The sequence below is a fragment of the Chroococcidiopsis sp. genome (assembly GCF_051657925.1).
Taxonomy (GTDB): Bacteria; Cyanobacteriota; Cyanobacteriia; order Cyanobacteriales; family Chroococcidiopsidaceae; genus Chroococcidiopsis.
On the sequence record NZ_JBOFLP010000190.1, the window covers coordinates 1 to 3,576 of the forward strand.

Sequence of the window (3,576 nt, forward strand, 5' to 3'; positions counted from 1 at the left end):
AGTCGAATATGCAGTGCTGCATGAAGATGGGGTTGTTCACGTACCAGAACATCTCACAGACGAGGAAGCCGCTACACTTCCCTGTGCAGGAGTTACAGCTTGGCACGCACTAATTGAACGAGGCAACTTAAAAGCTGGAGATACAATACTGTTGCAAGGTACAGGAGGTCTTTCTCTTTTCGCCCTGCAATTTGCCATTCTTGCAGGTGCGCGTGTAATTATGACATCAAGTAGTGACGAAAAGCTGGCTAAGGCAATCAGTATGGGGGCATCAGTCGGCATCAACTATAAGATGACAGCAAATTGGGACGAAAAAGCAAAAGAAATTACTGAAGGCATTGGTGTTGACCACATAGTAGAAGTGGGTGGTGCTGGCACGTTAGCAAAATCATTGCGTGCTATCCGCCCTGGCGGACACATCAGCCTCATTGGTGTCCTTGCAGGCATATCCATAGAACTCAACATCGTCCCCATTGTACAGCAGAACGTCCGAATACAAGGAATACACGTTGGAAGTCGCGACACATTAGAGGCAATGAATCGCGTTGTTGCACTGCACAAGCTAAAACCAGTAGTCGATCGCGTGTTTTCCTTTGAGGAAGTACCCGAAGCATTCAAGTATATGGAAAGTGGTGCACACTTCGGTAAAATCTGTATTCGCTTTTGATCCTGTCTAAAAATAGCAGAGAACGCAAGCTGAGCCACACACACAACAATCTATAAAATTCATTGTAGTTGTCAGCAAGGTGAAAAAGGAGGATGGATAAACATGGGAGAGTTTACGCAAGAGGACAATAAAGCTGTTATCTACCGATATTTTGAGGAAGTATATAACCAGGCGCGGGAAGAAGTCATTGACGAAATTGTTGCTCCTAGCTACATCGACTACGGTCACAACCCCCCAGGACGGGGAACCGAAGGTGCTAAGCAAGACTTGAGAGGTTTGTTAACCGCCTTTAGCGATCTTCAATTCACCATTGATGATTTAATCGCTGAGGGGAATAAAGTCGTAGCGCGATGGACAGGCAACGTTACTCATTCTGGTGAGTTTGTTGGGGTTCCAGCAACAGGCAAACGGGTGACAATGACAGGGATTAGTATCTATCGCCTTGAAGATAAGCAACTAATAGAAACCCGAAATGCTGGAGATTTGCTTGGCTTACTGCAACAACTGGGTGCTATTCCTTCAAAGCAGTAACCCCTTAATCGTTGCAATGGCAGTAAAGTAGCATCATGTTGCCTTATGGCGATGCCGTTTGTTCCACAAAACACCGAAAATGTCAAGTAGTGGAAGGGACATATGGAAGGGACTAACTACGACGTAGTTATTATCGGTGCAGGGCAAGCAGGCATACCACTAGCCTTTGCTCTAGCAAAGGCTGGGCAACGGGTCGCCTTGGTGGAGCGCAAACATCTTGGCGGTTCCTGCGTAAACTTCGGTTGCACCCCCACAAAGGCTGCGATCGCCTCGGCTAAAGTAGCACACCAAGCACGCCGTGCTGTAGATTACGGTCTGCATATACCCAGCGTTGAGGTCAACTTTCCGGCAGTGTTAGGGCGAGCCAAGCGCATTGCCATGCAATCGCGCACTACGCTCGAACAAAGATTTGAGAACTCGGACAACCCGAAGCTGTTGCGCGGTCACGCCGGCATTGATGGTCGTGATGGACAAAACTTCCGCGTGCGAGTGGGAGACATATTAGTGACGACCAGACAGATCGTGTTGAACGCTGGCACACGTAGCTTTATTCCAGCGATCGATGGGTTAAAACAAACTGACATTATTCATGCGGGAAATTGGCACGAGCAAACTGAATTGCCAAAGCATTTGGCAATTATAGGTGGTGGCTACATCGGACTGGAGATGGCACAATTCTACCAGCGCATGGGTAGTCAAGTTACAGTAATCGAGGATGGTCCTCATATTGCCAGTCATGAGGATGAAGATACAGCTTTCACCATTCAGGGATTACTGGAGAAGGAGGGGATTGAATTTCGTCTGAACGCGCAGGTGCAGTGTTTGCAAAGTTGGGATAATAGTATCACCCTCACTCTCAATTTAGGGGAAAACTTAAACGAACTGGCAGTGACTCATCTTTTCATAGCTACAGGTCGCGTACCGAACACGGACGACCTGGGGCTTGAGACGGTGGGAGTGAAGGTGACGCAGCGGGGTATTATTGAGGCAAACAAGTCGCTCGCGACCAATGTGGAGGGTATTTGGGTGGCTGGTGATATTCGTGGTGGTCCAATGTTCACTCACACATCCTGGGACGATTACCGAATACTAGAATCGCAGTTAATTGGTGATAAATCCCGCACCACCGATCGCCTAGTACCATACGCTATGTTTACCGATCCAGAACTGGGACGTGTGGGCTTGACCGAACGCGAAGCACGCCGCACATTTAAGGAGGTAAAGGTAGCAAAATTTGAGATCGAGAACAACAGCAAAGCTCGCGAGATAGGAGAGTCGAACGGATTCATCAAAGTGGTTGTGGATGGGAACACAGATCGGATTATTGGGGCTGCTGTGATGGCGATCGAGGGTGCGGAACTGGTGCATATGTTAATCGACCTAATGAACGTTGACGCGCCCTACACTACAATCCGCGATGCCGTACATATCCATCCGACCTTAGCTGAAGCTGTTCAAAGCGCCACAGCAAAAATTGGGTAAGCTATACAAAAAGAAAGCTTAGAGCGTCAGAATGATTACTATCTGCTAAAGCCTAATTTTAGCAAGGCTTGCTCGTACTCAAACTCAAAGCTGACAAAGAAAGACTACCACATTCGATAAGAAGACGGTGTTTTTCTAGCGCCAAGCTATTCTTCCCTTAACAGTTGTCAAGGATCGAGAGCAATTATTTTATATTAAGCTATATTTGCTTCGACTACATCTAAAGCCATAATTCTTCTTCGTAATTAATTGCTATTGTTTGGCGATCGGATAATAAAAACAAATAATACAAACACGTTTCTAAAAATTGGTTGTTGTAATTAAAATAAAAAATCTTTAAATTGAATCATAAGTAGTAATTTAATCAACAATTAAATCTACTCAAAAACGCTTTTTGTTCATAAGATAAACCCTAATTGGATGAGCTATTCACTTACTCCTAAGTTTTTAGAATACAAAACTGTTTTCCTCACTGTTTCAACTACCAATGATTGTACGACACTATCAGAGGTAGCTAATAGACAGAAAACTAAGACTAAAAGATTTGGTATTTCAGGTGTAATATGGAAATGACAAGCTTTCATTTTCAGCTTATTACCTAATTTAACATCCATAATTTTGCTTAGTTAATTAGCAGTATGATTCAGCAAAAAACCTGTATTTTTGGCTCCAAATCGATCTCTTTTAGCGCTGAAAATCAGCATTTCAGTCGAATTCTTTGCAGCTACGTTAATGAGACTAACCAAATCCAGGTTATTAAGATTACAAATATTCCCAAATGGTACTTTGAACGGATTGTTTTTCCAGGGCAGGTTCTCTTGTTTGAAGCGATAGAGGAAGCTCATCTCGAAGTTCATACAGGAGAGATGATTAGTGCAGTTTTATCAGATAAAATT

The 3,576-nt window shown here is 44.4% G+C and carries 4 protein-coding genes; all 4 read left to right on the forward strand.

The window, feature by feature from the left end:
* A partial coding sequence (locus ACRC32_RS15225; RefSeq protein ID WP_438554765.1) for a zinc-dependent alcohol dehydrogenase family protein occupies positions 1-667 on the forward strand: 667 nt, incomplete at its 5' end.
* 102 nt (positions 668-769) lie between these two features.
* Positions 770-1,198, forward strand: a complete 429-nt coding sequence (locus tag ACRC32_RS15230; protein WP_438554766.1) for an ester cyclase — start codon at positions 770-772, stop codon at positions 1,196-1,198.
* Between the two features lie 102 nt (positions 1,199-1,300).
* Positions 1,301-2,680: a mercuric reductase gene (locus tag ACRC32_RS15235; RefSeq protein ID WP_438554767.1), complete on the forward strand. Its 1,380-nt coding sequence runs from the start codon at positions 1,301-1,303 to the stop codon at positions 2,678-2,680.
* A gap of 638 nt (positions 2,681-3,318) precedes the next feature.
* On the forward strand, positions 3,319-3,576 hold a 258-nt coding region (locus tag ACRC32_RS15240; RefSeq protein WP_438554768.1), incomplete at its 3' end, for a DUF1830 domain-containing protein.